Source organism: Actinomyces sp. oral taxon 171 str. F0337 (assembly GCF_005696555.1).
Classification (GTDB): domain Bacteria; phylum Actinomycetota; class Actinomycetes; order Actinomycetales; family Actinomycetaceae; genus Actinomyces; species Actinomyces oris_E.
Genome location: NZ_CP040005.1, coordinates 1,467,664 through 1,494,549 on the forward strand (window position 1 = coordinate 1,467,664; position 26,886 = coordinate 1,494,549).

At 67.9% G+C, this 26,886-nt stretch carries 24 protein-coding genes and 4 tRNA genes; 23 read left to right on the forward strand and 5 right to left on the reverse strand.

Going from position 1 to position 26,886, the window contains the following annotated elements; genetic code table 11:
- Window positions 1–48 precede the first annotated feature (48 nt).
- From FBF36_RS06505 to FBF36_RS06530, 6 genes are all read left to right on the forward strand, one after another.
- Window positions 49–121: transfer RNA gene (locus FBF36_RS06505), tRNA-Gly, on the forward strand.
- 36 nt (window positions 122–157) lie between these two features.
- Window positions 158–228, forward strand: a tRNA-Cys gene (locus tag FBF36_RS06510).
- Between the two features lies 1 nt (window position 229).
- Window positions 230–304 (forward strand) — tRNA-Val (locus FBF36_RS06515).
- 113 nt (window positions 305–417) lie between these two features.
- The gene (uvrC, locus tag FBF36_RS06520) at window positions 418–2,574 is read left to right on the forward strand and encodes an excinuclease ABC subunit UvrC (protein ID WP_009393314.1); all 2,157 of its coding nucleotides are present in this window, start codon (window positions 418–420) and stop codon (window positions 2,572–2,574) included.
- 50 nt (window positions 2,575–2,624) lie between these two features.
- Window positions 2,625–2,837, forward strand: coding sequence for a TOBE domain-containing protein (locus FBF36_RS06525; protein ID WP_009393315.1), 213 nt, complete (start codon window positions 2,625–2,627; stop codon window positions 2,835–2,837).
- Between the two features lie 122 nt (window positions 2,838–2,959).
- On the forward strand, window positions 2,960–4,417 hold the full coding sequence (locus FBF36_RS06530; protein ID WP_009393316.1) for a glycoside hydrolase family 1 protein: 1,458 nt from the start codon (window positions 2,960–2,962) through the stop codon (window positions 4,415–4,417).
- A 26-nt stretch (window positions 4,418–4,443) separates the two neighbouring features.
- Here FBF36_RS06530 and purT read toward each other — a convergent pair whose 3' ends face one another.
- Window positions 4,444–5,730 (reverse strand): formate-dependent phosphoribosylglycinamide formyltransferase, encoded by a 1,287-nt coding sequence (gene purT, locus FBF36_RS06535; RefSeq protein ID WP_009393317.1) that lies wholly within the window; start codon window positions 5,728–5,730, stop codon window positions 4,444–4,446.
- Window positions 5,731–5,851: 121 nt separating this feature from the next.
- Between purT and rapZ the strand changes: the two genes are divergently transcribed.
- From rapZ to der, 14 genes are all read left to right on the forward strand, one after another.
- Window positions 5,852–6,826, forward strand: a complete 975-nt coding sequence (gene rapZ / locus FBF36_RS06540; RefSeq protein WP_009393318.1) for an RNase adapter RapZ — start codon at window positions 5,852–5,854, stop codon at window positions 6,824–6,826.
- A 3-nt stretch (window positions 6,827–6,829) separates the two neighbouring features.
- Window positions 6,830–7,840: a gluconeogenesis factor YvcK family protein gene (locus FBF36_RS06545; RefSeq protein ID WP_009393319.1), complete on the forward strand. Its 1,011-nt coding sequence runs from the start codon at window positions 6,830–6,832 to the stop codon at window positions 7,838–7,840.
- A 276-nt stretch (window positions 7,841–8,116) separates the two neighbouring features.
- Window positions 8,117–9,097: a DNA-binding protein WhiA gene (gene whiA, locus FBF36_RS06550; RefSeq protein WP_009393320.1), complete on the forward strand. Its 981-nt coding sequence runs from the start codon at window positions 8,117–8,119 to the stop codon at window positions 9,095–9,097.
- Window positions 9,098–9,347: 250 nt separating this feature from the next.
- Complete coding sequence (gene gap / locus FBF36_RS06555) at window positions 9,348–10,355, forward strand: type I glyceraldehyde-3-phosphate dehydrogenase (protein WP_009393321.1); 1,008 nt, start codon at window positions 9,348–9,350, stop codon at window positions 10,353–10,355.
- A gap of 114 nt (window positions 10,356–10,469) precedes the next feature.
- Complete coding sequence (locus tag FBF36_RS06560; RefSeq protein ID WP_034493162.1) at window positions 10,470–11,663, forward strand: phosphoglycerate kinase; 1,194 nt, start codon at window positions 10,470–10,472, stop codon at window positions 11,661–11,663.
- A 15-nt stretch (window positions 11,664–11,678) separates the two neighbouring features.
- Window positions 11,679–12,458, forward strand: a complete 780-nt coding sequence (gene tpiA / locus FBF36_RS06565) for a triose-phosphate isomerase (RefSeq protein WP_009397743.1) — start codon at window positions 11,679–11,681, stop codon at window positions 12,456–12,458.
- Between the two features lie 229 nt (window positions 12,459–12,687).
- Window positions 12,688–12,930: a preprotein translocase subunit SecG gene (gene secG / locus FBF36_RS06570; RefSeq protein WP_009397741.1), complete on the forward strand. Its 243-nt coding sequence runs from the start codon at window positions 12,688–12,690 to the stop codon at window positions 12,928–12,930.
- Between the two features lie 79 nt (window positions 12,931–13,009).
- Window positions 13,010–13,945, forward strand: a complete 936-nt coding sequence (xerD, locus tag FBF36_RS06575; protein ID WP_034493160.1) for a site-specific tyrosine recombinase XerD — start codon at window positions 13,010–13,012, stop codon at window positions 13,943–13,945.
- Window positions 13,946–14,106: 161 nt separating this feature from the next.
- The gene (locus FBF36_RS06580) at window positions 14,107–14,979 is read left to right on the forward strand and encodes a ParA family protein (protein WP_009397731.1); all 873 of its coding nucleotides are present in this window, start codon (window positions 14,107–14,109) and stop codon (window positions 14,977–14,979) included.
- The gene (locus FBF36_RS06585; RefSeq protein WP_009397729.1) at window positions 14,969–15,790 is read left to right on the forward strand and encodes a segregation and condensation protein A; all 822 of its coding nucleotides are present in this window, start codon (window positions 14,969–14,971) and stop codon (window positions 15,788–15,790) included. Before FBF36_RS06580 ends, FBF36_RS06585 begins: the two co-directional genes overlap by 11 nt.
- Window positions 15,787–16,386: an SMC-Scp complex subunit ScpB gene (scpB, locus tag FBF36_RS06590; protein WP_009397727.1), complete on the forward strand. Its 600-nt coding sequence runs from the start codon at window positions 15,787–15,789 to the stop codon at window positions 16,384–16,386. Before FBF36_RS06585 ends, scpB begins: the two co-directional genes overlap by 4 nt.
- Window positions 16,383–17,357, forward strand: coding sequence for a pseudouridine synthase (locus FBF36_RS06595; RefSeq protein WP_009397725.1), 975 nt, complete (start codon window positions 16,383–16,385; stop codon window positions 17,355–17,357). Before scpB ends, FBF36_RS06595 begins: the two co-directional genes overlap by 4 nt.
- Entirely contained in the window at window positions 17,354–18,514 is a 1,161-nt protein-coding gene (locus tag FBF36_RS06600; protein WP_034493132.1) for a prephenate dehydrogenase, read from the forward strand. The genes FBF36_RS06595 and FBF36_RS06600 overlap by 4 nt, the downstream gene beginning before the upstream one ends.
- A gap of 129 nt (window positions 18,515–18,643) precedes the next feature.
- Entirely contained in the window at window positions 18,644–20,803 is a 2,160-nt protein-coding gene (der, locus tag FBF36_RS06605; protein ID WP_034493157.1) for a bifunctional cytidylate kinase/GTPase Der, read from the forward strand.
- 13 nt (window positions 20,804–20,816) lie between these two features.
- Here the strand turns inward: der and FBF36_RS06610 are convergent, their stop codons facing one another.
- Window positions 20,817–21,329, reverse strand: a complete 513-nt coding sequence (locus tag FBF36_RS06610; RefSeq protein ID WP_009397722.1) for a VOC family protein — start codon at window positions 21,327–21,329, stop codon at window positions 20,817–20,819.
- Window positions 21,330–21,926: 597 nt separating this feature from the next.
- Between FBF36_RS06610 and FBF36_RS13470 the strand changes: the two genes are divergently transcribed.
- From FBF36_RS13470 to FBF36_RS06625, 3 genes are all read left to right on the forward strand, one after another.
- A complete protein-coding gene (locus tag FBF36_RS13470; RefSeq protein ID WP_232272300.1) occupies window positions 21,927–22,190 on the forward strand; it encodes a helix-turn-helix domain-containing protein in 264 nt (87 codons plus the stop codon).
- Window positions 22,174–23,829 carry a glucose-6-phosphate isomerase gene (pgi, locus tag FBF36_RS06620; RefSeq protein WP_009397720.1) on the forward strand — a complete coding sequence of 552 codons (1,656 nt, stop codon included), beginning with the start codon at window positions 22,174–22,176 and terminating at the stop codon, window positions 23,827–23,829. Before FBF36_RS13470 ends, pgi begins: the two co-directional genes overlap by 17 nt.
- Before the next feature lie 71 nt (window positions 23,830–23,900).
- On the forward strand, window positions 23,901–24,200 hold the full coding sequence (locus tag FBF36_RS06625; protein ID WP_009397719.1) for a rhodanese-like domain-containing protein: 300 nt from the start codon (window positions 23,901–23,903) through the stop codon (window positions 24,198–24,200).
- Window positions 24,201–24,261: 61 nt separating this feature from the next.
- Here FBF36_RS06625 and FBF36_RS06630 read toward each other — a convergent pair whose 3' ends face one another.
- The 3 genes from FBF36_RS06630 to FBF36_RS06640 form a co-directional block, all read right to left on the reverse strand.
- Window positions 24,262–25,131: an HAD family hydrolase gene (locus FBF36_RS06630; RefSeq protein WP_009397718.1), complete on the reverse strand. Its 870-nt coding sequence runs from the start codon at window positions 25,129–25,131 to the stop codon at window positions 24,262–24,264.
- Between the two features lie 153 nt (window positions 25,132–25,284).
- Entirely contained in the window at window positions 25,285–26,247 is a 963-nt protein-coding gene (locus FBF36_RS06635) for a CAP domain-containing protein (protein WP_009397717.1), read from the reverse strand.
- Between the two features lie 470 nt (window positions 26,248–26,717).
- Window positions 26,718–26,794, reverse strand: a tRNA-Pro gene (locus tag FBF36_RS06640).
- Window positions 26,795–26,886 lie beyond the last annotated feature (92 nt).

The window sequence follows — 26,886 nt, forward strand, 5'->3', positions numbered from 1 at the left end:
CTATGGTTTTCCAGCACCAAGCGGTTCAGTCGAACCGTGAGGAATCACGCGGATGTGGCTCAGTTGGTAGAGCATCACCTTGCCAAGGTGAGGGTCGCGGGTTCGAGTCCCGTCATCCGCTCCGAGGAGCCGGGAGCGCCCAGCCCCAGCATCTCATGGTGGGTTGGCCGAGAGGTTAGGCACCGGCCTGCAAAGCCGTTTACACCGGTTCGAATCCGGTACCCACCTCGGGCGATTGGCGCAGCGGGAGCGCGCTTCCCTGACACGGAAGAGGTCACTGGTTCGATCCCAGTATCGCCCACCACATGCAAAGATACGAAGGCCTGAGCCCTGCTGGTTCGGGCCTTCGCCGTTCGGGCGACTCGTTACGGGGCAGCATGTCGTGGACAACGTCGGTCGGCGTCTACCCTAGCGGGCATGGCCGACCCCTCGATGTACCGTCCTGCCCCGGGCGAGATCCCCACGTCCCCGGGGGTCTACCGGTTCCTGGACGGGCAGGGGCGCGTCATCTACGTCGGCAAGGCCAAGAACCTGCGTCAACGCCTGTCCAGCTACTTTCAGGACCTTGCCGCTCTGCACCCGCGCACCCAGAAGATGGTCACCACCGCCTGCGCGGTGGAGTGGACGGTCGTGTCCACCGAGGTGGAGTCCCTGGCGCTGGAGTACTCCTGGATCAAGGAGTTCAACCCCCGTTTCAACGTCATGTACAAGGACGACAAGTCCTACCCCTACCTGGCGGTGACGATGGGGGAGACCCACCCCCGCGTCCAGGTGGTCCGCGGGGCCCGCAAACCGGGAACCCGCTACTTCGGTCCCTTCGTCCAGGCCTGGTCCATCCGCGAGACCGTCGACCAGCTGCTGCGGGTGTTCCCGGTGCGCTCCTGCTCCGCCGGTGTCTTCCGCCGCGCCCAGGCATCGGGGCGTCCCTGCCTGCTGGGGTACATCGACAAGTGCTCGGCGCCGTGCGTGGGTCGCATCAATCCGGAGGACCACCGGGCGCTGGCCGAGGACTTCTGCGCCTTCATGGCTGGCCGTACCGGCCCCTACCTGCGCCAGGTCGAGGCTGAGATGAAGGCTGCCGCAGCGGCCCTCGACTTCGAGAAGGCCGCCCGCCTGCGTGACGACGCCACCGCGCTGCGCAAGGTCATCGAGGGCAACGCTGTTGTCCTGCCCGACGCCACCGACGCCGACGTCTTCGCCCTGGTCCGCGACGAGCTCGAGGCCGCGGTCCAGGTCTTCCACGTGCGCGGCGGCCGGGTGCGCGGACAGCGCGGCTGGGTCGTGGACCTCATTGACGACGCCGGGGACGCCGAGCTCATCGAACGCCTCCTGGAGCAGGTCTACGCCTCCCTCCTCGATCCTGCCGACGACGGCGCCGTCCACCAGGGCGGAGCCCCCGCCTCCTCGGGCACCACCACCTCCGTCGGGGTGGGTGAGCGCGCCCCGTCCAGCCCCCAGCCCCGCAGCGGTCCCAACGGTTCCAGCGGTGCCGCCTCCCGACGCAACGGCGAGTCGGCGGCCACCAGTGTCGACGACGTCGCCCACACGGCCACCACCGCGGTGCCCCGGGAGATCCTGGTTCCTGAGATGCCCAGCAACGCCGCCACTGTGCGGGCCTGGCTGGCCGACCTGCGCGGCGCGAAGGTCGACCTGCGCGTTCCGCAGCGCGGCGACAAGGCCGCCCTCATGGACACGGTGCGCAAGAACGCGGAGGAGGCCCTGCGGCTGCACAAGACCCGACGGGCGGGGGATCTCACCCAACGCACCCTCGCCCTTGATGAGCTCGCCGAGGCCCTCGACCTGGCCGAGGCACCCCTGCGCATCGAGTGCTACGACATCTCCCACACCCAGGGCACCTACCAGGTCGGCTCCATGGTCGTCTTCGAGGACGGTGCCCCCCGCAAGGCCGACTACCGCCGCTTCACCGTGCGCGGCCAGGACGGCAACGGTGCCACAGATGACACCGCAGCCATGCACGAGGTCCTTACCCGCAGGTTCAAACGGCTCATCGCCGAGCAGGGACAGGGCGAGGCGGCCGCCCGCGCTGCCGAGGAGATCGAGGACGCCGAGGGCATCGCCGTCGCCTCCGGTCCTATCGACCCCGAGACCGGCAAGGCCCGGCGCTTCTCCTACGCGCCCGGACTCGTCGTCGTCGACGGCGGGTTACTGCAGGTCAATGCCGCGCGTGCCGTGCTCGACGAGCTCGGCATCGACGTCCCGCTCATCGGCCTGGCCAAGCGTCTGGAGGAGGTATGGGTGCCGGGGGAGGAGTTCCCCGTCATCCTGCCGCGTACGTCGCCCGCCCTCTATCTGCTCCAGCACCTCCGGGACGAGTCCCACCGATTCGCCATCACCCACCACCGCAAGAAGCGCTCAGCCGGCATGACCCGCTCCGTGCTGGATGGGATCCCCGGCCTGGGGCCGGCTCGTCAGGCGGCCCTGCTGCGTGAGTTCGGCTCGGTCACACGCATTCGGCAGGCCGAGGTGGACGACATCACCCGCATCAAGGGTATCGGGCCGGCTCTGGCAGGTACTATCTTGGCTCACCTCAACAGTCCAGATACTCAACAGTAGTGTGATTTCACGATGTGCTGGGCTGGCATCAACTCGAAAGGAAACCCTGTATGAGGATCTCCGCCCGCAACCAGCTGCCCGGTACTGTCGTCTCCATTGAGAAGGGCGCCGTCAACGGCGTCGTCAAGATCGAGGTCGCCCCCGGCGTCATCATCACCTCCTCCATCACCAACACGGCCATCGAGGAGCTCGAGCTGGCAGAGGGTAAGAAGGCAGTCGCCGTCGTCAAGGCCTCCTCCGTCATGGTGGGCCTTCAGGACTGAGGTCAGACGCTGCCGTGAGGCGCAGGTCGGTGTAGCCGTCAGTGCGATCATGGCAGGGGTGGTCACCGACCCGGAGCCTTCTGAACCTGCCGCCTGACAAAAGACACCGAGGATGAGGAGCCATGACCGCACCATCGCCTGACCCCGACCTGCGCTTCCCCGACGGCTTCCTGTGGGGCGGTGCCACTGCCGCCAACCAGATCGAGGGCGCCTACGACGAGGGCGGCAAGGGCCTGTCCGTCCAGGACGTCATGCCCCGGGGCATCATGGCCCCGCCCACCCAGGCCCCCACACCGGATAACCTCAAGCTCGAGGCGATCGACTTCTACCACCGCTACGCCGAGGACATCGCCCTGCTGGCGGAGATGGGTTTCAAGGTCTTCCGCTTCTCCATCGCCTGGAGCCGCATCTTCCCTCTCGGCGACGAGACCGAGCCCAACGAGGAGGGACTCGCCTTCTACGACCGGGTCCTCGATGAGCTCGAGAAGCACGGGATCGAGCCGCTGGTCACCATCAGTCACTACGAGACCCCGCTCCACCTGGCTCGCACCTACGACGGCTGGACCGACCGCCGTCTCATCGGCTTCTTCAAGCGCTACGCCCGCACCCTGTTCGAGCGCTATGGCCAGAGGGTCAAGTACTGGCTCACCTTCAACGAGATCAACTCCGTGCTCCATGAGCCCTTCCTGTCCGGCGGCATCGCCACGCCCAAGGACAGGCTCAGCGAGCAGGACCTCTACCAGGCCATCCACCACGAGCTCGTCGCCTCCGCGGCCGCGACCAGGATCGCCCACGAGACCAACCCCGATATCCGGATCGGCTGCATGATCCTGGCCGTGCCCACCTACCCGCTGACCCCCGACCCCCATGACGTCTGGGCCGCCAAGCAGGCCGAGCGTGCCAACTACGCCTTCGGGGACCTCCACGTGCGCGGTGAGTACCCCGGTTACCTGCGGCGGGCCCTGCGGGACAAGGGCATCGAGCTGGAGATCACTGAGGAGGACCGCGCGCTGCTGCGTGAGCACACCGTCGACTTCGTCTCCTTCTCGTACTACATGTCCGTGTGCGAGACCGTCACCCAGTCGGCCGAGGCCGGCCGGGGCAACCTCATGGGCGGCGTCCCCAATCCCACCCTCAAGGCCTCCGAGTGGGGGTGGCAGATCGACCCGGCGGGCCTGCGCACCATCCTGAACGACTACTGGGACCGCTGGGGCAAGCCTCTGTTCATCGTCGAGAACGGGCTGGGAGCCAAGGACGTCCTGGTGGAGGGCCCCGACGGCCCCACGGTCGAGGACGACTACCGCATCGCCTACATGAACGACCACCTGGTCCAGGTCGCCGAGGCCATTGCCGACGGCGTCGAGGTCCTGGGCTACACCTCCTGGGGCTGCATCGACCTGGTCTCGGCCTCCACCGCCCAGATGTCCAAGCGCTACGGGTTCATCTACGTGGACCGCGACGACGACGGCAACGGCACCCTGGCCCGCTACCGCAAGAAGTCCTTCGGCTGGTACCGCGACGTCATCGCATCCAACGGCGTCTCGCTCGTGCCTCCGACGCAGGAACCGCCGCGGGAGTAGGCGCGGGACGTCACGGCTTGGGCGGTTCAGACGCTGGGACGGATCGCCCGGGCCGCGGCCCGGGCCCGGTCTCGGGCGACCTGGACATCGTCGGCATAGGCCACTACGACCCCCAGACGACGTCCCTCATGTGCCACGGGCTTGCCGAAGAGCCGTAGGTCCACGCCTTCGTGCGCGAGCGCCTCATCAAGACCGGCGAAGCTCACTCCCTCACCCGGCCCGGAATGGCCGGCGGCCTTGATGGTCACCGAGGCGCTGGGAGAGCGCAGCGAGGTGTCCACGGGCAGACCCAGCAGGGCGCGGGCGTGCAGCTCGAACTCGCTCAGGCGCTGGCTCGCCAGCGTCACCAGGCCGGTGTCGTGCGGGCGCGGAGATACCTCGGAGAAGAGAACGTCCTCCCCGCAGATGAACAGCTCCACCCCGAACAGGCCCCAGCCGCCCAGCGCCGTGGTCACGGCCTCAGCCACCTGCTGGGCCCGTTCCAGGGCCACTGGGCTCAGGGCCTGCGGCTGCCAGGACTCCACGTAGTCCCCGTCGACCTGCCGGTGCCCGATCGGCTCGCAGAAGCTCGTCACCGTCTCCCCGGTGCCTGGATGACGCCAGCGCACCGTGAGCAGGGTGATCTCGGTGTCGAAGCGGATGAAGCCCTCCACAATGACCCGGCCCTGGTCGACCCGTCCGTCAGCCGCCGCATAGCGCCAGGCCGCCTCCAGGTCCTCCGCTCCGCGCACCACCGACTGGCCGTGGCCCGACGAGGACATGACCGGTTTGACCACGCACGGAAAGCCCACTCGCTGAGCGCCCGCCCGCAGCTCGTCCAAGGACGAGGCGAAGGCGTAGGAGCTGGTCGCCAGCCCCAGCTCCTCGGCAGCCAGACGGCGGATGCCCTCACGGTTCATCGTCAGCTGCACCGCACGGGCGGTGGGCACCACCCGCACCTCACCGGCGCTCTCCAGCGCTGCCAGGGCGTCGGTGGCCAGCGCCTCGATCTCCGGGACGACGATCGTGGCGCCGCTGGAGCGGATCGCGGCTGTGAGCGCAGCGGGGTCTCTCATGTCCACCGTCAGGGCGTTGTGGGCGACCTGCTGGGCTGGAGCACCCTCGTAGCGGTCGATCGCCGTGACCTCCACCCCCAGGCGGCTGAGCGCGATCGTCACCTCCTTGCCGATCTCGCCGGCGCCCAGGAGCGCCACCTTCGTCGCGCTGCGGGTCCAGGGTGTGCCCAGGACCGGGGCTGTGGGCTGCCGCATCGCAGTGTCCTGGGACGTGCTCGGGATCGAGCGTCCCTGGTCGGGAATGGGGGAGGAGCTCATGGGGCCTCCTGACGTCTGGCTGCCGAGAACCGGCGGCGGTGAGTACTGGCAATGATGAAACGCTACCGGTAAACCGGCGTCGGCAACGGGTGGACCGAGCTGGACGTGCGATGCTTGGGGCATGCATGACGAGCGCCGCCCTCAGCCATCCTCCGGCAAGCGCAAGCGGCTTCAGGACACGGTTCCCATTGAGATCCCCGCCCTCGATGAGGCGACCCCACCGGTACCACCGGCAGAACGTCCCGAGCTGATCATTGTCACGGGCATGTCCGGGGCGGGGCGCTCACGCGCGGCCAACGCCCTGGAGGACCTCGACTGGTACGTCGTGGACAACCTACCGCCCCAGCTGCTGCCGGCCCTGTCCGGAATGATGACGACGGTCGGTGCCGGTGTGCACCGTCTGGCCGCGGTGGTCGACGTGCGCAGTCGCGAGTTCTTCTCCCACTTCATGGACTACCTGCGCAAGGTCCGCAGCAACGGCACTGACGTCAGGCTCATCTTCCTGGACGCCTCCGACGCCGTGCTGGTCAGACGCTTCGAGTCCTCCCGCAGACCCCACCCGCTGCAGGGCAGCGGCTCGGTCCTCGACGGGATCGAGCATGAACGCACGCTCCTGGGGGGCTTGCGGGGCGTGGCCGACAGCGTCATCGACACCTCCAACTACTCGGTCCACGACCTCGCCCGCCGGGTGCGCGAGCTCGTGGCGCACGAGTCCGACCTGGCCCTGCGTATCAACGTCATGTCCTTCGGGTTCAAGTACGGCATTCCCCTGGACGCCGATCATGTCCTGGACGTGCGCTTCATCCCCAACCCCTACTGGGTCTCCGAGCTGCGACACCTCACCGGACGTGACGCACCGGTGGCCGACTACGTCTTCGCCCAGAAGGGAGCGGCGGCCTTCGTCGACGGGTACGCCGACCTGCTCATCCCGGCGCTTCCGCAGTACATTGACGAGCTCAAGCCTCACGTCACTCTGGCTGTGGGCTGCACCGGCGGCAAGCACCGCTCGGTGGCCTCGGCGGAGAGGCTCGGGGTGAGGTTGAGACGAGCGGGCTTCGAGGTCGTTGTCCAGCACCGTGATCTGGGACGGGAGTAGCCAGTGGGAACGACGATCGATGCGGCGGGCTGGCCCCGCCGCGGCGAGGAGGGACCGGCCGTTGTCGCCTTGGGAGGCGGGCACGGTCTGTCGGCCACGCTCCGGGCGCTGCGCCACGTCACCCACCGGCTCACCGCCGTCGTCACCGTCGCCGACGACGGAGGCTCATCGGGACGCCTGCGCCGGGAGTTCGACTGTCTGCCGCCAGGAGATCTGAGAATGGCGCTGGCATCGCTCTGCGAGGACTCCGAGTGGGGCCTCACCTGGCGAGACGTGCTCCAGCACCGTTTCGAGGGACAGGGCGAGCTCGACAACCACGCCCTGGGGAATCTGCTCATCCTGGCGCTGTGGCAGCTGCTGGGGGACGAGGTCTCCGGGCTCGACTGGGTGGGGCGCCTGCTGACGATCCACGGCCGCGTCGTGCCCATGTCCTCCTCCCCTCTGATCATTGAGGCCGACATCGTCTCCGGGGGGAGCCGGCGCCGGGTCAGTGGGCAGGTGGCGGTGGCCTCGGCCCGCGGACGCCTGGAGAACGTGGTCATGGTTCCCGAGGACGCCGACGCTCACCCCGAGGCGCTGCGCGCCATTGACGAGGCGGAATGGGTGGTCCTGGGGCCCGGCTCCTGGTACACCTCGGTGCTCCCTCACCTCATCCTGCCGTCCATGCGTCGCGCACTGGTGAACACCTCGGCCCGCAAGGTTTTGGTCCTCAACCTCTCCGCTCAACAGGGCGAGACCGACGGAATGACCATCGCTGATCACCTGCGGGTCCTGAGCCAGTACGCACCCGACCTGCGCCTGGACGTGGTGCTGGCCGACCCCTCCACAGTTGAGGACGTCGCCGATCTTGAGGCGGTGGCCACAGCCATGGGGGCCACCGTCGTCCTGCGACAGGTGCGCACCGGCGAGGCCCTGTGCCATCATGATCCGCTCCGCCTGGCGGCCGCCTTCCGGGACGCCTTCGAGGGAGCGCTGGGTGACGTCACCGATGATGACGAGCATGATGAAACGTGACGCTCAACTCATTGAGCAATCCTGCTGCTCATGATCGTTCATAATTCTTCGCGGCCGCATCCAGCCGGCTGCCGGGTGCTGCGGTTAAGAATTCTCTTTGATACGCCTCAGGGCGCCGTATGACAGCGCTTCGTCATCTTTGCTGCTTCGCCCGCTGCCCGGGCCGCGTCCGTTCGAGCAGCGCATCGGCAACGCCTGGGATGTCCTGGCAACGGCCGCCGCGTCAACCATGTCGCCAGTACCGAATCACGAACCCCGACCACGAGGAGCCCGCCCATGTCGCTGACGGTCACCGTCAAGGATGAGCTTGCGCTCGTCGCCACTGAGAACGCCGCCCAACGACGGGCCGAGGTCTCCGCGATGCTGCGCTTCGCCGGAGGACTCCATATCGTCTCCGGGCGCATCGTTGTCGAGGCCGAGCTCGACCACGGCGGAGCCGTGCGCCGGCTGCACCAGCACCTCAAGGAGCTCTACGGCATGGAGCCCGAGGTGATGGTGGTCCAGGGCGGATCCCTGCACAGGGGGTCTCGCTACGTGCTGCGAGTGAGCCAGCGGGGCAAGGACCTGGCCCGGTTGTCCGGGCTGGTCGACGACCGAGGCCGGCCGGTGCGAGGCATGCCGGTGGCCGTCATCCAGGGTGGGCGCAACGCCGCCGCTGCCGCCTGGCGCGGAGCCTTCCTGGCCCGCGGCTCCCTGACCGAGCCCGGCCGGTCCTCCTCCCTGGAGGTCACCTGTCCCGGCTCGGAGGCCGCACTGGCCCTTGTCGGGGCTGCGCGGCGCTTCGACATCTCCGCCAAGGCCCGAGAAGTGCGTGGGGCCGACCGCGTCGTCGTTCGTGACGGCGAGGCCATCGGCGTCCTCCTGGAGCGGATGGGGGCGCCGGAGGCCTTCAAGGTGTGGGCAGAGCGCCGATCCCGGCGCGAGTCGCGGGGGACCGCCAACCGTCTGGCCAACTTCGACGACGCCAACCTGCGCCGTTCCGCACGGGCCGCCGTGGCCTCGGGGGCCCGGGTCGAGCGCGCCTTCGAGATCCTGGGGGACGATGTCCCCGCCCACCTGCTTCAGGCCGGCCGCCTGCGTATCGCGCACAAGCAGGCGTCCCTGGAGGAGCTCGGGCAGCTCTCCGACCCGCAGCTGACCAAGGACGCCGTTGCCGGCCGTATCCGCCGCCTCCTGGCCATGGCGGACAAGCAGGCCCATGAGCTGGGCATCCCCGACACTGAGTCGGTTCTCACCCAGGAGATGCTCGAGTCCTGAGCCAAGATGGGACCTCGGTCCTTGCCTCAGGGGTGGTTGATGGTCATTGGCTCCCGCACAGGCTGGCTTGTGCATCACAGTGTTCGCCCGTGGCGTGGTCGGCGACTCCCAGCGCCTGCCCAGTGTGGCTAGACTCGGTCGTGCCGGAGCTGAATCGGATTGTGAGCTGAAGAGGTTCCGGAGCACACCCCGTGTGTGAGAAGAGCCCAGCAACCGTGCGCCGCCAACCGGCGCACTAGGAGGACACAAAGTGACCACCCGCGTTGGTATTAACGGCTTCGGCCGGATCGGCCGCAACTTCTTCCGTGCCGCCCTCGAGCAGGGCGCCGACATCGAGGTTGTCGCCGTCAACGACCTGACGGACAACAAGACCCTGGCCCACCTGCTCAAGTACGACTCGATCCTCGGTCGTTTCAACGGCGAGGTCTCCTACGACGAGGATGGCATCACCGTCAACGGCAAGCACATCAAGGTGCTCGCTCAGCGCAACCCCGCCGACCTGCCCTGGGGCGACCTGGGCGTCGAGGTCGTCGTGGAGTCCACCGGCTTCTTCACCGACGGCGAGAAGGCCAAGGCCCACCTCGACGGTGGCGCCAAGAAGGTCGTCATCTCCGCTCCCGCCAAGAACGTCGACGGCACCTTCGTCATGGGTGTCAACGAGGGCGACTACGACAACGCCACGATGAACATCGTGTCCAACGCCTCGTGCACCACCAACTGCCTCGCCCCCCTTGCCAAGGTTCTCCACGAGAACTTCGGCATCGAGCGCGGCATTATGACCACCATCCACTCCTACACGGGTGACCAGCGCGTCCTCGACGCCCCGCACAGCGACCTGCGCCGTGCTCGCGCCGCCGCGCTGAACATGATCCCCACCAAGACCGGTGCCGCTCAGGCCGTGGCCCTCGTCCTGCCCGCCCTCAAGGGCAAGTTCGACGGTCTGGCCGTGCGCGTCCCCACCCCGACCGGCTCGCTGACCGACCTGACCTTCATCGCCGAGAAGGAGGTCTCCGTCGAGGCCGTCAAGGCCGCCGTCAAGGCCGCCGCCGAGGGCGAGCTCAAGGGTGTTCTCGAGTACACCGAGGACCCGATCGTCTCCACCGACATCGTGGGCAACCCGCACACCTCGATCTTCGACGCCACCGAGACCAAGGTCATCGGCAACCTCGTCAAGGTCCTCTCCTGGTACGACAACGAGTGGGGCTACTCCAACGCCCTGGTCCGCCTGACCTCCCTGGTCGGCTCCAAGCTCGCCTGAGACCAGACCGAGAGCATGACTCTCTAGAAGACGGCGCCCGCGCCACGCTATGCGTGCGCGGGCGCCGTCCGTCCCACACCCACACACCATCACCCACAACCGATGAGAGGCTTCATGAAGACCATCGAGTCCCTGGGCGACCTCAAGGGCAAGCGAGTCCTGGTCCGCTCCGACTTCAACGTGCCGCTGGACGCCGACAAGAACATCACCGACGACGGCCGCATCCAGGCCGCTCTGCCCACCCTGCGCACCCTGCTCGACGCCGGCGCCAAGGTGATCATCACCGCCCACCTGGGACGTCCCAAGGGGCAGGTCAACCCCGACTACTCCCTGGCTCCTGTCGCCAATCGCCTTGCCGAGGTCACCGGCGTCAAGGTGACCCTCGCTGAAGACACCGTGGGCGAGTCCGCCAAGGCCGCCGTCGCCGCTGCCGGTGACGGCGATATCGTCCTGCTGGAGAACGTACGCTTCAACGCCGCTGAGACCTCTAAGGACGACGCCGAACGCGAGGCCTTCGCCTCCGAGCTCGCCGCTCTGGCCGACGTCTTCGTCTCCGACGGCTTCGGCGTCGTGCACCGCAAGCAGGCCTCCGTCTACGACGTCGCCAAGCTGCTGCCCTCCGCTGCCGGCCTGCTCGTCGTCAAGGAGATCGAGTCCCTGGGACGCGCCGTCAACGACCCTGAGCGCCCTTACGCCGTGGTGCTCGGTGGCTCCAAGGTCTCCGACAAGCTCGGCGTCATCTCCAACCTGCTGGGCAAGGCCGATCGTCTCCTCATCGGCGGCGGCATGGCCTACACCTTCCTGGCCGCCCAGGGCTATGAGGTGGGCACCTCCCTGCTGGAGAAGGACCAGATCGACACTGTCAAGGGCTACCTGGAGACCGCCAAGGCCAATGGCGTCGAGCTGCTGCTGCCCGTCGACACCGTCGTGGCCCCCGCCTTCGCTGCGGACGCCCCGGCCACAGTGGTGCCCGCCGACGGGCTGCCCGCCGACCAGATGGGTCTGGACATCGGACCCGAGACGCGACAGCTGTTCGCCGACGCCATCGCCACCTCCAAGACCGTGGTGTGGAACGGCCCCATGGGCGTCTTCGAGTTCCCGGCCTTCGCCGAGGGCACCAAGGCAGTGGCCAAGGCGATCTCCGAGTCCGACGCCTTCTCCGTCATCGGCGGTGGCGACTCCGCCGCCGCCGTGCGCACGCTCGGCTTCGATGAGGCAACGTTCTCCCACATCTCCACCGGCGGCGGCGCCTCCCTCGAGCTTCTCGAAGGCAAGACCCTGCCCGGTATCGCAGTGCTCAACGACTGAAGGAAGGCAACCCAGATGAGTAACCGCACCCCGCTCATGGCGGGCAACTGGAAGATGAACCTCGACCACCTCGAGGCCAACCACCTCGTCCAGGGCCTGGCCATGGAGCTCAAGGACCGCGACCACGACTACTCCAAGTGCGAGGTCCTCGTGATCCCGCCCTTCACGGCCATCCGCACCGTGCAGACCATCGTCGAGGCCGACTCTCTGAGCATCAAGTACGGCGCTCAGGACGTCTCCATCCACGACAACGGCGCCTACACCGGTGAGATCTCCACCGAGATGCTCACCAAGCTCGGCGTCAGCTACGTGGTCATGGGCCACTCCGAGCGTCGTGAGTACCACGGCGAGTCCGACGCCCTTGTAGGCGCCAAGGCCCGCAAGGTGCTCGACGCCGGCATGACCCCCATCCTGTGCTGCGGCGAGGCCCTCGAGATCCGCAAGGCGGGTACCCACGTCGACTTCGTCCTGGGGCAGATCCGCGCCGCCCTCGAGGGATGGAGCGGGGAGGACGTCGCCAAGATCGTCATCGCCTACGAGCCCATCTGGGCCATCGGCACCGGCGAGACCGCCACCGCCGAGGACGCCCAGGAGGTGTGCGGAGCGATCCGCGAGGCCCTGCGCGCCGACTACGGTGACGCCACCGCGGACGCCACCCGTATCCTCTACGGCGGTTCCGCCAAGCCCGACAACATCAAGGAGCTCATGGCCCAGCCCGACGTCGACGGCGCGCTCGTCGGCGGAGCCTCCCTCAAGGCGGATTCCTTCGCCGCCATGGCGGGCTTCTACGCCTGAGCGACCCTGACCGCCACGGGGAGACGAGCAACCACTTTCCCTTAGCGTCCTACCGCTCGTTGCCGGGTCCTGGACACCTCACACCGCGAGGTGTCCAGGACCCGGTGCGTTGCAGGTAGACTGCCAGGCGGACAGGTGGGGGCGCGGACCCTGTCGGGAGTCGCGCCGGACCCAGCCGGAGCGAGAGGCCCCCGCAGCAAGACGGAACCAACAACGAAGGGAACGTGACGTGAACATAGTGCGTATCGTCCTTCAGGTGCTGCTCGTCCTCTCGAGCTTCTTCCTCATCATGTCGATCCTCCTTCACAAGGGCAAGGGCGGCGGTCTGTCGGACATGTTCGGTGGCGGTATCTCCTCGTCGGCCGGTTCCTCCGGCGTGGCCGAGCGCAACCTTGACCGCATCACGGTGGCGGTGGCCGTCATCTGGACGATCACGATCGTCGGGCTCGGCCTGGTCGCCAAGCTCGGCTGAGCGTCGGCGGACTCCGACGAGCACTGCGCACACGACGGATCCAGCCATCGACACCACCCCCGATCCGCGTGGCGACGTCCTGGACCGGGGGCTACGCGGCTACCTCGCCCACCTGCGTGTCGAGCGCGGGCTGAGCCCCCACACCCTGAGTGCCTACGAGCGCGACCTCAGCCGCTACCTGCGTTACCTGAGAAGCGCCGGCATCTCAGCCCCGCAGGAGGTCAACCGCAACGACGTGGCCGGCTTCCTCGAGGTCCTGCGCACCGGATCCGACGGTGCCCGCCCACTGGCGTCGTCGTCGGCATCCAGAACCGTCACGGCAGTGCGCGGCTGGCACAAGTTCCTCATGGCCGAGGGCACCACCTCCGAGGACCCCTCGGCCACCGTGCGTCCTCCCCAGCCCGGAAGACGCCTGCCCAAGGCCTTAGGGATTGACGAGGTCCGCCTCCTGCTGGAGGCCGCCGGCGTCGACGACTCCCCGGTGAGCCTGCGCGATCGGGCCCTGCTCGAGGTCCTCTATGCCACCGGCGCCCGCATCTCCGAGGCAGTGGGGCTCGTCATCGACGACCTCGACACCGACTCCCGGCTGCTGCGGCTGTTCGGCAAAGGACGCAAGGAGCGTGTGGTCCCCATGGGGACCTACGCCTGGGAGGCGCTGGACGCCTACCTGGTGCGAGGTCGGCCGGTCCTGGCCGAGAAGGGCAGGGGAGTGCCGCAGGTCTTCCTCAACACCCTGGGCAGGCCCCTGAGCCGACAGAGCGCCTGGGCCGTCCTGCAGCAGGCCGCTGAACGGGCCGGGCTCATCGGGGTGGACTCCGCTGATCGGCGACGCATCTCCCCCCACACCCTGCGCCACTCCTTCGCCACGCATCTGCTGGCAGGAGGGGCCGACGTCCGGGTTGTCCAGGAGATGCTCGGACACGCCTCGGTCACCACCACCCAGATCTACACGAAGGTCACCGTCGACCATCTGCGGGAGGTCTACGCCACCAGTCACCCGCGGGCTCTGGCCTGATCGCCGAGCTCATCTTCGGAGGCCGTGCTCCCGGTTCTCGGTGTGGGAAGTCTGGGTGCGCACCGGGGCGTGTCTGAAAGCAGGGGCCTGCCAGGGCGGTTCTCTGGCGTGTCCCGTCTGAACTGGGCGATGTCGGTCGGCTTTCGACTAGGCTGGGTGATGTGAATGACTCCATCCAGCCAGGCCTGATCGACAACCCCGGCACCGACGAGAGCGAGGAGAAGGACTTCCCCGTTCCCGCGCCGCTGGAGTCGCACGGACCCGCTCGGGTCATCTCCATGTGCAACCAGAAGGGCGGCGTCGGAAAGACCACGACGACGATCAACCTTGGTGCGGCGATGGCCGAGCTGGGACGCAAGGTCCTCATCGTCGACTTCGACCCCCAGGGAGCGGCTTCGGCCGGCCTGGGCATCAACGCGCACGAGCTCGACTCCACCATCTACGACCTGCTCGTCGCCAGTCGTCCGGACATTCGCGCGGTCATCCATGAGACCACGGTGGAGGGACTGGACATCGTCCCCGCCAATATCGACCTGTCCGCCGCCGAGGTCCAGCTCGTCAACGAGGTCGCCCGCGAGCAGGCCCTCAAGCGGGTGCTGCGTCCAGTGCTCGACGAGTACGACGTGATCCTCGTGGACTGCCAGCCCTCGCTCGGGCTGCTGACCATCAACGCCCTGACCGCCTCCCACGGCGTCATCATCCCGCTGGAGACCGAGTTCTTCGCCCTGCGCGGGGTGGCGCTCCTGGTGGAGACCGTCGAGCGGGTCAAGGACCGTCTCAACGCCACTCTGGAGATCGACGGCATTCTCGCCACCATGGTGGACTCCCGCACCCTGCACTCAAGGGAGGTGCTCGAGCGCCTGGAGCAGGCCTTCGGTGAGCAGCTCTTCGACACTCGCATCCGGCGCACGATCAAGTTCCCGGACGCCTCCGTGGCCAATGAGCCGATCACCAGCTACGCGCCCTCCCACCCCGGTGCGGATGCCTACCGCCGGCTGGCCCGCGAGGTCATCGCCCGCGGCGATGTCGCCTGAGCCGGAGGAGCAGGGGCCGCCCCGGTTGCCCGGATTCAGTGTCACGCTGCCCCAGTTCGAGGGTCCCTTCGACCTGCTTCTGAGCCTCATCGCCCGCAAACGGCTCGACGTCACCGAGCTGGCGCTGGCCGAGGTGACCGACGACTTCATCGCCCATATGCGCTCGGACTGGGACCTGGGGCGCGCATCGGAGTTCATCGTCGTGGCCTCCACCCTCCTGGCTCTCAAGGCACACCGTCTTCTGCCTCATGACGAGGATGAGGAGGAGCCCGACCTCGAGCTGCTCGAGGCCCGTGACCTGCTCTTCGCCCGGCTCCTGCAGTACCGGGCCTTCAAGGAGGCCGCAGCGGCTTTTCGCCACCGGGCGGAGACCTCCGCACGCAGCCACCCCCGCATCGTCGCCCTGGAACCGCATCTGGTGGCGTTGCTGCCCAGGCTCGTGGCCACCATCACTCCAGAGGAACTAACGCGGCTGGCGGTCGGAGCCTTCACCCGTCCCACGGATCCGGGTGTCCAGACCGTCCACCTTCACGAGCGGGTACCGGTCGGGGAACAGCTGAACCTCATCGCCCTCAGGCTGCGCCGTCACGGAACCCTGACCTTCGCCCAGATCATTGAGGACGCCGAGCGTACCGCCGTCGTGGTGGCTCGGTTCCTGGCTCTGCTCATTCTCCACCGGCAGGGCAGCGCTGAGCTGGACCAGCCCGAGGCCATGGGCGAGATCACCGTGACCTGGTGCGGCGGCCAGGACGATCTGACCGGCATGATGACCTCCAAGAACCTCACTGAGCTCGAGGAGGAATTCGCATGAGCGAGGCCGCAGAGCCTCAGCTGCGCAGCGCCGCTGAGGCCATCCTCATTGTCGCCGACGAACCGGTGACCACCACTGCGATCGCCGAGGCCCTCGGCGTTGAGGAGAGCGTCTGCGAGGAGCTGCTCGAGGGCCTGGCTGCCGAGTACCGGGGAGAGGCACCCGGCAGCCGGCCTCACGGATTCCTTCTACGACGTGCGGCGGGCGGGTGGCGCTTCGCCTCCGTGCCCGAGCACGCCGACCTCGTCGAGCAGTTCATCATCGGTGGCGCCACCGCACGGCTGAGCCAGGCCGCTCTGGAGACCCTGGCCGTCGTCGCCTACAGGCAGCCGGTCACCCGGGGGCGCGTCGCGGAGATCCGTGGTGTCAATGTCGACGGTGTCATGCGCACCCTGCACGCCCGCAGCCTCATCGAGGAGGCCGGCGCCGAGACCTCCGGTGCGATCCTGTACCGGACCACGGGAGAGTTCCTGGAGTACCTGGGAATCGACTCCCTCGACGAGCTACCACCCTTGGCTCCCTACCTTCCCCGTGTTGAGGCACTGGGGGAGATCGTCGAGCAGGCCGATGAGATGGCCGGTAGGAGGACCCCATGACCCCGAGGAACCGCCATGCCCGAACCGAGTCCGTACCCCACAGCGACTTCGGGGCGCAGGAGTTCTACGACGAGGACGACCTCGAGGAGCTGGACGAGAAGACCGACGCCGGCGACCTGGCCGCCTTCGACGCCGAGGCCATCGACGAGGACGAGGAGTCCCATCTGCTCGCCATGCGTGAGCGCGCCACCAAGGGCGGCCGGGACGACCCACACGTCGCCTCCGGACAGCGGCTGCAGAAGGTCCTCGCCCACGCAGGGGTCGCCTCGCGCCGCGCCTGCGAGCAGCTCATCGCCGATGGCCGCGTCAGCGTCGACGGCATCACTGTCACCGAGGCGGGCGTCAGAGTGGACCCGCTGACACAGGAGATCCGCCTCGACGGCAGCCGGATCCTCACCAACCCCGAGCTCATCACCCTCATGCTCCACAAGCCGGCCGGGGTCGTCACCACCATGGATGACCCCGAGGGCCGTCCGACCGTGGCCCAGTACGGACGCGACTACCTGGCCGAGCACCCCGAGCTGCCCGACTCACTGCGCTTGGTGCACGTCGGCCGCCTCGACACCGAGACCGAGGGACTGCTCCTGCTGTCCAACGACGGCGAGCTCTCCCACAGGCTCATGCACCCCAGCTTCGAGATCGCCAAGACCTATGTCGCCATCGTCGAGGGGCAGGTCGAGCCCTGGGTCCCGCGCAAGCTGCGGCGCGGCATCGAGCTGGAGGACGGTGAGGCCAAGGCGGACCGGGTCACCGTCAAGGACTCCGGGCCACGCGGCTCCATCGTCGAGATCACCCTCCACTCCGGCAAGAACCGCATCGTGCGACGCATGCTGGACGCCGTCGGCCACCCGGTGACGCGTCTGGCGCGCACCAGGCTGGGACCTCTGCGGCTGGGTAACCTGCGCCCCGGTGAGACCCGCCCCCTCAGCGGCGAGGAGATCGCCGCGCTGCAGCAGGAGGTCGGTCTGTGAGCACGCCCGAGCCGCCGACGTCGGTGTCCACGCGTGGACCGGTGCTCATCGTTGGTACAGGACTGCTGGGAACCTCGCTCGCCCTGGCGCTGCGGGCGGCGGGTGTCGAGGTCCAGCTCTCCGACACCTCACCCACGTCCCTGGCCCTGGCCCGCGACATGGGTGCGGGAACGCTCCACGGGAAGGACAGCCCCGAGCCGCGGGTCATCGTCGTGGCCACGCCCCCCGACGTGACCGCCGACGTCGTCGTCGCGCAGCTGAGTGCCCACCCGAGTGCGGTGGTCACTGACGTCGCCTCGGTCAAGGAACGGGTCGTCAATGAGGTCCGTGACCGGGCGAGAGCCGAGGCGCGCAGGTACGTCGGCTCCCACCCGATGGCGGGTCGGGAGTGCTCGGGCGCCGGCGCCGCCGACTCCGACCTCTTCGCCGGGCGTCCCTGGGTGGTCGTCGGTCAGGACTCGGATCCGCAGGCGGAGCTGGTCGTCAGGAACCTGGCGGTCGATGTGGGCGCCAGCCCGGTGCGCATGGGTGCGGCGGAGCACGACGCCGCCGTCGCCGCCGTCTCCCACATGCCCCAGCTCGTCTCCTCATTGGTGGCCGCTCGCCTGGAGGGGCTGGGGGAGGGGACTCTGGCCCTGTCGGGGCAAGGTCTTCGTGACGTCACCCGGATCGCGGCCTCGGACCCCAGGCTGTGGTCGGCCATCATCGTGGGTAATGCCGGGCCCGTGGTCGACCTGCTGCGCCGGATCAGTGATGACCTGGGTGCACTGATCACGGGGATCGAAGCGGCCACCTACGATCCGGACGGCCCGGAGTATGCAGGCCCGGGAGCGGCACGTGTCGTCGCTCCCGGGGCCGTCGGCGCGGTCACCGACATCATGACTCGGGGAAACGCCGGCCGGGCACGTATTCCCGGAAAGCACGGCGGGGCGCCGCGTCGCTACACCGAGGTCCAGGTCCTGGTGCCCGACGCCGCCGGCGAGCTGGGCCGGCTCTTCTCCGACGTCGGCGCCGCCGGCGTCAACATCGAGGACTTCTCCCTGGAGCACTCCGCCGGGCAGAGCGCCGGCATCGCCCTCATCTCCGTCCTTCCTGCGGTCGCCCGACGGCTGGAGGAGGCGCTGGACGCCCAGGGCTGGCGCGTCGTCGCGGTCTGAAACCGGTTCAATGTGCCGCGCAGGCCCGCCTGTGTCAGTACTCATGGGACCTGATCCGCAGTACCTCGCTGGAGTGTGGGACGCTTGGCCCAGTTCATGACCGGAAATCGGACCCTGATGGAGGGCACCATGGGAATCGTCGTAGCGATCGACGGACCAAGCGGATCGGGCAAGTCCACCGTGTCGCGGCGCGTCGCCGCCACGCTCGGACTGGCCTACCTGGACACCGGTGCCATGTACCGGGCCGCCGCCTGGTGGTGCGAGCGCGAGGGGATCGGCCTGGAGGACGAGGCCGCCGTCGCCGAGGCCGTCGCCGCGATGCCCCTGCACATGGGGCTGGATCCCGAGCACCCCACCTTCACCGTGGACGGCACGGACGTATCGACCGCGATCCGTGACCCGCACATCGCCACCGTCGTCTCGAAGGTCGCCACCAACCTCGAGGTGCGCGCCGAGCTGGCACGCCGCCAGCGCGAGATCATCCGCTTCGAGGCGACCGGGCACACCGGCTCCTTCTCCGAGGGCGCCGGCATCGTGGCCGAGGGACGGGACATCACCACCGTTATCGCGCCCGACGCCGACGCCCGTCTGCTGGTGACCGCCTCGGAGGAGGCCCGTCTGGCACGTCGCGCCGGGGACCTGGAGGCCGGCGGCAAGCAGGTCGACGCCACCGCCCTGCGTGACCAGGTGGTGCGTCGCGACCGCGATGACGCCACGGTCTCCCAGTTCCTCACCGCACCCGAGGGCGTCACCCTGGTGGACACCTCGGAGATGACCCTGGAGCAATCCGTCGAACGGGTCCTGGACCTGGTGGAGGAGGCCGCCGACGCCGCCGCCCAGCGGGACGCTGAGGAGGACCTGCGGGCCCAGGCCATGCGTGCGGGCCTGGCCGACTACGAGCTCGATGAGGAGGACCTCGCCCTCCTGGAGGCCGACGGGGGCCTGCCCACCGGTGACAGCGTCGAGCCCGGGCTGCCGGTCCTGGCTGTCGTCGGCCGGCCCAACGTGGGCAAGTCGACTCTGGTCAACCGGGTCCTGGGCCGCCGCGAGGCCGTTGTCCAGGACACCCCCGGTGTCACCCGCGACCGGGTCTCCTACCCGGCGGAATGGGCCGGGCGCCGCTTCACCATCGTCGACACCGGCGGCTGGGAGGTGGACGTGGCCGGCCTCGACGCAGCCGTGGCCACCCAGGCCGAGATCGCCGTCGAGATGGCCGACGCCGTCCTGCTCGTCGTCGACGCCCAGGTCGGCATCACCGAGACCGACGCCCGCGTGGTGCGGATGCTGCGTCGCAGCGGCAAGCCGGTGGTCCTGGCCGCCAACAAGGTCGACTCCCCGGCCCAGGAGGGGGACGCCGCCGCTCTGTGGAACCTGGGGCTGGGCGAACCCTTCCCGGTCTCGGCCCTGCACGGCCGGGGCAGCGGCGAGGTCCTCGACGCCGTCATGGAGATCCTCCCGGAGGTCTCCGCCGTGGCCGCTGCGGCGCCCGAGGGGGACCTGCACCGCATCGCCCTCGTGGGGCGGCCCAACGTCGGCAAGTCCTCGCTGCTGAACTCCATCGCGGGCAGGGAGCGCGTCGTCGTCAACGAGACCGCGGGCACCACCCGTGACCCGGTCGACGAGATCATCGAGCTCGACGGGCGCCAGTGGGTCTTCGTCGACACCGCCGGAATCCGCCGGCGCGTCAAGCAGTCACGGGGCGCCGACTACTACGCGGTGCTGCGCACGCAGGGCGCCATCGACAATGCCGAGGTCGCCGTCGTCCTCCTGGACGCCTCCGAGCCGATCAGTGAGCAGGACGTGCGCGTCGTCCAGCAGGCCGTCGATGCCGGCCGCGCCCTAGTCCTGGTCAACAACAAGTGGGACCTGGTGGACGAGGAGCGTCAGAAGATGCTCCTGTGGGAGGTCGAGCACGACCTGGCCCACGTCTCCTGGGCCCCCCACATCAACCTGGCCGCCCGGACCGGCTGGCACACCAACCGGCTCGTGCGCGCTCTCGACGCCGCCCTGGAGGGCTGGACCACGCGCGTCCCGACGGGCCGGCTCAACGGCTTCCTGGGGCAGCTACAGTCCGCCACCCCGCACCCGGTGCGCGGCGGCAAGCAGCCCCGCATCCTCTTCGCCACCCAGGTTCAGGTGGCCCCGCCCCGGATCGTCATCTTCACCACCGGATTCCTCGACGCCGGATACCGGCGCTTCATCGAGCGCCGCCTGCGCGAGGAGTTCGGCTTCACCGGCACCCCCATCCAGATCGGGGTGCGCGTACGCGAGAAGCGCCAGCGGCGCTGAGCCCCGGACGGACTCAGTCGCCGGAAGCGGCCTGCTCCTTGGCCCACTGGGCAACACGCGCCGCGCTCTCCTCCTCGGACAGGTCCTCGACCCGGGTCATGATCGACCACCGCACGCCGAAGGGATCGCGGATGGAGGCGAACCTGTCCCCGGACACGAAGGTGTTAGGCGATTCCAGCAAGGTCGCTCCGGCAGTGGTAGCCCGGTCAACGGTGGCATCGACATCCGGGCAGTACAGACCGATCGAGTAGCAGACCGGCTCGGCCGACGGAGTCGCAACCAGACCGGACAAGGTGGAGGGCTCACCGATCTGGAGCCTTCCGTGACCGAAGTCGAGCTCCGCGTGGACGATCGACCCCTCCATCTCCACACTGTCCACGATGCGCGCCCCGAAGACGTCACGGTAGAACCGAAGCGCCCGGTCGGCGCCGTCAATGGCCAGAAACGGTGTGATGCTGGTGAAGCCGTGCGGAGTCCCATCAGTCGTGTACTGTCCAGTGGCCCCGGAAACGTTGCGTGTAGTCATGCCAACGACTGTAGGAAAGATGGAGGCGCCTCCGCTTGAAGATCCGCGACAGTTCCGGAAAGGTGAGGAGCCGTGCCCGACACGACCGCTGATCAACGGGGAATCCTCGATCACCTTGCACGGCCCGATTACAAGCATCTCCTATCACGAGTTGGAAGGCCGAGGATGGGCCGTCGGAGCCCTTCTCGGGCCTGCAGGGGCAGGCGCGCTGTGCTCCCCATCCCTGATCCAGGACTCCCATCAGCCGCTCGAGGACCCTGACCTGAGCGCTGCGGTCGCCGGCGTCATGATGGATAACGAACATGACGACGGGCGGACAACGTGCCGCCAGTGCGCTGGCAGACTGGCTGGCGCAGCGTACCGGGCCGCCACAAGCGATGGCGCTCATCGCCAATAAGATGGAGGACGTCGTCGCCGCCGACAGAAGCGTCCTGCGTGTCGATCAGCTGGCGAGACGCCTCGATCTTTCTATCCGAAGTCTGCAACGCCTCTGCGAGAAGTACATCAGCCTGCCCCCACTCGCAGTGATCAGACTGCTACCGGCTCCAGGAAGCGGCACAGCGGCTCCGGGAGGATCCGTCCGTCACCGTTGCGCAAGTGGCCGCCGAGCTCGACTACGCGGACCATGCGCACCTGACCGCCGACTTCCGACGCGTCCTGGGCTTCTCACCGAGCCAGTACCGACAGCAGACGATCAGCGATCGCGGGCTCTTAGCGACCGGTAGCAGGCTCGAACCTCGGGGGACGTCACTCGTTGGCGTCACGCCGTATCAGGACTCCACGAGGAGGGGAACGGTTGGCGCCGGACAGTGGCGCGCGGCTGCGACGCCCATAGACTGTAGCCATGCTGAATCCGGTTGACCCCACCACCACGCCCGCCTGGAAGCGCCTCACCGACCTCCACGACTCCATGACCCCGGACCTGCGCGCCTGGTTCGCCGACGACCCGCAGCGCGCCGAGCGGTTCTCCTACGAGCTGGGAGACCTCTACGTCGACCTGTCCAAGAACCTGCTGACCGACGACGTCCGCGACGCCCTGATCGAGCTCGCCGAGCAGGTCGACGTCCCGGGCCGCCGTGACGCCATGTACGCCGGCGAGCACATCAACATCACCGAGGACCGCGCCGTCCTCCACACCGCCCTGCGCCGTCCCGCAACCGATTCCCTGACCGTGGACGGCCAGGACGTCGTTGCCGACGTCCACGAGGTCCTGGAGAAGATCTACGCCTTCGCCCGCCGCGTGCGCTCGGGGGAGTGGACAGGCATCACCGGCAAGCCCATCAAGACGGTGGTCAACATCGGCATCGGCGGCTCCGACCTCGGCCCCGTCATGGTCTACGAGGCCCTCAAGCCCTACGTGCAGAAGGGCATTCAGTGCCGCTTCATCTCCAACATCGACCCCACCGACTGCGCAGAGAAGGTCGCGGACCTCGACCCGGAGACGACCTTGTTCATCATCGCCTCCAAGACCTTCACCACGCTGGAGACCCTCACTAACGCCCGTATGGCCCGCGACTGGTTCCTGACTGCCCTGCAGGCCAAGGGCATTGAGACTGACGGCGCCATTGCCAAGCACTTCGTGGCTGTGTCCACCGCCCTGGACAAAGTCGCCGAGTTCGGCATCGACCCGGCCAACGCCTTCGGCTTCTGGAACTGGGTGGGCGGGCGTTACTCGGTGGACTCCGCCGTCGGCACGGTGCTGGCCGTGGCCATCGGTCCGGAGAACTTCGCCGACTTCCTGGCCGGCTTCCACACCGTTGACGAGCACTTCGCCACCAAGGCTCCGGCCGACAACGTCCCCATGCTCATGGGCCTGCTCAACGTCTGGTACGTCAACTTCTTCAAGGCCGGCTCCCACGCTGTCCTGCCCTACGCCCAGTACCTGCACCGTTTCCCTGCCTACCTCCAGCAGCTCACCATGGAGTCCAACGGCAAGTCCGTGCGCTGGGACGGCAGCCCCGTAACCACTGAGACCGGCGAGGTCTTCTGGGGTGAGCCGGGCACCAACGGCCAGCACGCCTTCTACCAGCTCATTCACCAGGGCACCCAGCTCATCCCTGCGGACTTCATCGCCGTGGCCAACCCCGCTCACCCCGCCAAGGACGGGAAGGTGGACGTCCACGAGCTGTTCCTGTCCAACTACCTGGCGCAGACCGCAGCGCTCGCCTTCGGCAAGACCGCCGACGAGGTACGTGCCGAGGGCACCGCCGAGGAGATCGTTCCAGCCCGCGTCTTCGCCGGCAACAGGCCAACCACCTCGATTCTCGCCCCGGCGCTGACCCCCGCGGTCGTCGGAGAGCTCATCGCCCTCTACGAGCACATCACCTTCACCCAGGGCATCGTGTGGGGAATCGACTCCTTCGACCAGTGGGGGGTCGAGCTCGGCAAGAAGCTGGCCCTCGAGATCGCCCCCGCCGTCCAGGGAGACGAGGAGGCTCTTGCAGGGCAGGACGCCTCCACCCGCGGCCTCATCACCCGTTACCGTAGCCTGCGCCACTAGCCCGATGCACCCCGGCGGCCACTCAGCTGGACGCTTTGCCATACCTGCGATCCACAACCCTTGAGGAGGACATGATGAAGGAAGTCAGCGTTGACGAGCTGCGTCGTCGGCTCGAGGCAGGGGAGGACCTGGTGGTCCTTGACGTACGCGAGCCCGATGAGGTCGCGAGCTCGGCGATCCCCGGCTCAGTCAACATCCCGCTGGGTGAGGTGGCCGACCGGATGGGAGAGCTCGATGCGGCCCGCCCCACGGCGGTCATCTGTGCCGGCGGAGTGCGCTCCGCCAAGGCGGTCGAGGGTTTGACTGCTGCAGGCTACACCGGCGAGCTGGTCAACGTCAGCGGCGGCATGAAGGCCTGGCTGGGTCAGTAGCCCGGCGGACAACCTCTCGGGACGGCCTCGGACTCACCGGTTCGGGGCCGTCCCGCGTCTTTCAGTCTTGTTCTCGTGAGCGCCTGAGCAGCTCCGCGACCGTGCGCAGGACACCGTCCTCGGTGTTGGCGGGTGCCGTGTACGCCGCTGCGGCATGGATGCCGGGATGGGCGTTGCGCATGGCGAAGCCCAGGTCCGCGTGGTCGTAGAGATCCAGGTCGTTGAGATAGTCCCCGAAGACGGCCGTCTGCTCCGGAAGGACCCCGAGCCTGGCCTGAAGCGCCGCCAGGGCACGGCCCTTCGAGGCTCGTGCCGACATCATGTCCGTCCAGTGCATCCCGGAGACGACGGTCTGCACGTGCTGAACCGCTGCGGTCAGTGCCTGGGAGCTACCGTTCTCGACGTCGTCGAAGTCGAAGACCGCCACCTTGAGCACCTCATCCAGCGGAATGTCGTTGAGGTCCCCGACGATCTCCAGCGCCTCGTAGTACAGCCTGGTCTGCTCCAGGAAGGCCGCATCGGATCGCTCGATATAGGCACAGTGCTTGCAGGCCACAACAGCGCCGACGTCGTACCCGGAGTCGGCCAGGCGACGGGTCGTGGTGATGGCGGCCTTGGCATCCTGGGCACTGATGGTGTCGGCATGGATCTCCTCACCGCCGTGGACGACGAAGGAACCGTTCTCAGCGATGAGCGGCGAGTCGTCGACGGCGGCTCCCAGAACCGCACGCAGGTTGGCCAGCTGCCTGCCCGAGGCTGGGGCGAAGACGATGCCGGCGTCTCGCATGCCTGTGACCGCCTCCATCAGCCCTTCGGGAACATGCCCCTCACCATCGATGAGGGTTCCATCCATGTCGGTGACAACGAGGCGTAGATCGATCTCTGCGGGCAGTGGCGCGAGGAGCTCCGGCTCAAGGGGAAGACGCTTCACAGTGTCATCCTCTCAAGGATGGCGCCTCCATGTGGGTAACGGCGGCGGGCGGTCGGGGTCGCAAAAACGGGCGCCTGCTGGCCCATACCGATCAGTGGACAAGCAGGCGCCCGTCAGAGAAACGGCTCGCGTTCTCCGGAGCGTTCAGCTCAGTCAGCTGGCCTGGCGGCGACGCATGACGAGGAATGCACCGGTGCCGAGCAGGCCGGCGGCGACGACGGCGAACGCGATGCTTGGACCAGTGGTTGCGAGCGCGGGCTTCGTCGGGGTGGTGCGAGGATCCGCGACCGCGGGAGTCGAGGACGGCTTGGCCGGGGTGCCGGTGGCCGTGACGGTCTTAGTGGTCGCCGTAGTGGCCGGAGCGGACGGCGTCGACGTGGCCGCAGGAGTGGTGGTCTCCGTGGTCGGAGGAGCGGCCGGTGCCGAAGGAGTGGTCTCGGTGGTCGGCGTCGACGGCGTGGCCTCCGGAGTCGGCTGCGGGGCGTGGGTGTCCGCTGGCGGGGTGTTGTTCGTCGACGGCGGAGTGTCGTTGGTCGTCGTCGTGGTGTTGGTGGTTGTGGTGGTGCTGGTGGTCGTCTGGGTCAGCGTCGTGTTGCTGACGTTGTAGGCGGCGAAGTTCTGGGTGGCGTACCAGCTGCCGTTCGAGGTCTGGGCGAATCCGATGCCGATGGAGTTGACGTTCGGGTCCGTCATGTTCTTGTAGTGACTGGGGGAGTTGAGCCACTGGTCGAAGATTATCGCGCCGGTGTCGCCACCCGCGGTGTGCCAGGCCACGTTCTCAGAGCCCTTGGTCCAGCCCGCCGGGTAGACCGACGTGAAGTCGGGGCGGTGGCTCATGTTGTTGGCGGCGGCCTGCTGCTCGGACCAGTCCTGTGCGACGGCGTCGAGCTCCTGGTACCGGGTCACCGGCTGAAGACCCATCTTGCTGCGCAGCTCGTTGACCTTGTTCAGGACGGTGTTGGCGTACTGGGACCCCTCCGAGGTCACCTGGGCGGGAACCGCGGCAGCGGCTGCCGGTGCCGCCTGAGGAGCGGCTGGAGCGGCCAGCACGGCCGAGGAGGCGGTCAGTGGTACGACGGTGAGCGCAGCTGCGGCAATGACGCGCTTGATGTTCATGTGTCGTTCTCTCTGATCGGGAATATGAGAACACAGTCTTATTCGCGCAACCAGCTATGAGCCGGTGCGCAGGATGCTGTGAGACACCCTTGATGTCGGTGTTCACTCAACCACAGTCGTGCCGGCCGTGCATGTTATTGGGCTGTGACTTTTCTGACCAAATTCATCGTCCGGCTGAATCGAGCTGTCGACTGTGGGCATAGCCCTTCGTCTTGAGGTGCTGATAAAAGGTGACCACGGACGGCTGGGGGTGGGAATGTGGCGTCATTGCAGCGATTGCTGGACCGTGGCTAAAAAGTAGAAGGTTATCGCAGAGAGCTGGAAATCTAAATAGACCTCATGGTTGTTATAGAGGATGTAAATGTGATTGGTGTTAATAAAGGGAATGTTGTAGAAATGTGTTCAGTCTTGCTGCAAAGTTTCTTTCACTGAAAAGATCCGCACTCTCTTGAGAGTACGGATCTTTGCGCTGGTCGGGCTGGCGGGATTTGAACCCACGACCCCTTGACCCCCAGTCAAGTGCGCTACCAAACTGCGCCACAGCCCGTTGACTCGCGGCGCCGGGCCGCTTGCAACGAGCAGAACCTTAACCCATGGGATGGCTCCTTCAGAAATCTGCTGGCGGTGAGGCCGCTCACC

Bases quoted from the DNA above. Each gene is read 5' to 3' on its own strand.
- FBF36_RS06530 (WP_009393316.1), top strand. From the start codon at position 2,960: ATGACCGCACCATCGCCTGACCCCGACCTGCGCTTCCCCGACGGCTTC.
- FBF36_RS06525 (WP_009393315.1), top strand. From the start codon at position 2,625: ATGAGGATCTCCGCCCGCAACCAGCTGCCCGGTACTGTCGTCTCCATT.
- FBF36_RS06560 (WP_034493162.1), top strand. From the start codon at position 10,470: ATGAAGACCATCGAGTCCCTGGGCGACCTCAAGGGCAAGCGAGTCCTG.
- der (WP_034493157.1), top strand. From the start codon at position 18,644: ATGGGAATCGTCGTAGCGATCGACGGACCAAGCGGATCGGGCAAGTCC.
- tpiA (WP_009397743.1), top strand. From the start codon at position 11,679: ATGAGTAACCGCACCCCGCTCATGGCGGGCAACTGGAAGATGAACCTC.
- FBF36_RS06610 (WP_009397722.1), bottom strand. From the start codon at position 21,329: ATGACTACACGCAACGTTTCCGGGGCCACTGGACAGTACACGACTGAT.
- FBF36_RS06625 (WP_009397719.1), top strand. From the start codon at position 23,901: ATGATGAAGGAAGTCAGCGTTGACGAGCTGCGTCGTCGGCTCGAGGCA.
- whiA (WP_009393320.1), top strand. From the start codon at position 8,117: ATGTCGCTGACGGTCACCGTCAAGGATGAGCTTGCGCTCGTCGCCACT.
- scpB (WP_009397727.1), top strand. From the start codon at position 15,787: ATGAGCGAGGCCGCAGAGCCTCAGCTGCGCAGCGCCGCTGAGGCCATC.
- FBF36_RS06635 (WP_009397717.1), bottom strand. From the start codon at position 26,247: ATGAACATCAAGCGCGTCATTGCCGCAGCTGCGCTCACCGTCGTACCA.
- pgi (WP_009397720.1), top strand. From the start codon at position 22,174: ATGCTGAATCCGGTTGACCCCACCACCACGCCCGCCTGGAAGCGCCTC.
- FBF36_RS06595 (WP_009397725.1), top strand. From the start codon at position 16,383: ATGACCCCGAGGAACCGCCATGCCCGAACCGAGTCCGTACCCCACAGC.
- uvrC (WP_009393314.1), top strand. From the start codon at position 418: ATGGCCGACCCCTCGATGTACCGTCCTGCCCCGGGCGAGATCCCCACG.
- FBF36_RS06585 (WP_009397729.1), top strand. From the start codon at position 14,969: ATGTCGCCTGAGCCGGAGGAGCAGGGGCCGCCCCGGTTGCCCGGATTC.
- purT (WP_009393317.1), bottom strand. From the start codon at position 5,730: ATGAGCTCCTCCCCCATTCCCGACCAGGGACGCTCGATCCCGAGCACG.
- rapZ (WP_009393318.1), top strand. From the start codon at position 5,852: ATGCATGACGAGCGCCGCCCTCAGCCATCCTCCGGCAAGCGCAAGCGG.